General features: G+C 73.9%; 1 protein-coding gene and 1 pseudogene. Both read right to left on the bottom strand.

The window, feature by feature from the left end; translation table 11 throughout:
• A partial coding sequence (locus G3I65_RS47335; protein ID WP_160701905.1) for a hypothetical protein occupies positions 1-239 on the bottom strand: 239 nt, incomplete at its 3' end.
• A pseudogene (locus G3I65_RS47330) lies at positions 236-807 on the bottom strand (hypothetical protein); the annotation flags it as partial. The pseudogene G3I65_RS47330 and the gene G3I65_RS47335, both read right to left, overlap by 4 nt.

Below are 807 nucleotides of genomic sequence, written 5' to 3'. Positions count from 1 at the left end.
GGAGCCTGTCGCACCGGACGGCGCTCCGGTTCCGGCTCGGGCGGCAGCGGACCGGGGCGGTTCGCCCACGAGTCGAACAGCAGGATCAGGCCCGCGAAAACCGCGCAGCCCAGTCCCAGCATGATGTTGACCAGGGAACCGAGGATTCCGGCGACCAGCAGCACCGGCAGCACGGCCATCAGGCAGTACGGGTCGATCCGGCCGAATTTCCGGCGTGACGGGCCCTCGCGCGAGCTCACCTCGCGGCCCCCGGCTTCCTCCTCGGCATTCTTGCAGTATGCAGCGTCCGGCCCGGCGGGGCCACCTCCCCCCGCAGGGCCGTCTCGACCTCGGCGGCGGTGAGCCGCCTCGGGCCGACGTAGTACAGGACCGCGCCGGACGGCAGTTCCGCGTCCCAGGCCGGGTTGACCTCCAGGTTCGCGCCGGTGCGCACGGCCAGCACGGTCGCGCCGTACGAGCGGCCGAGCGCGAGGCGGCAGTGTTCGGCGGGGAGCGGGCCGAGGGACTCCGGCAGCGTGACCGAGAACGTGTCGGCGCCCCCGGCCGTCATCAGCTCGGCGTAGACCTCGGTGATGCCCGGGGACGTCAGCTCCTCGGTCACCATCCGGGGCGTGTGCCACTGCACGCAGCGGATCCGCGGGTCGACGTACCGGACCAGCTCGGCGCGCTCGAGGTCCCGCAGGGTCACCACGACGTGCGCGGACGTCGTCGCGTGGTCCACCGTCACCGCGACCGCCAGCGCGGCGTTGTCGTCGGCCACGTCGACCAGGACCGCGGCGGCGCGCGCCACGCCCGCCCTGGCCAGGA

The organism is Amycolatopsis sp. SID8362, assembly GCF_010550475.1.
In the GTDB taxonomy this organism is placed as follows: Bacteria; Actinomycetota; Actinomycetes; order Mycobacteriales; family Pseudonocardiaceae; genus Amycolatopsis; species Amycolatopsis eburnea.
Note: the sequence above shows the minus strand (reverse complement) of the source record. Positions and strands in the feature narration are given on the sequence as shown.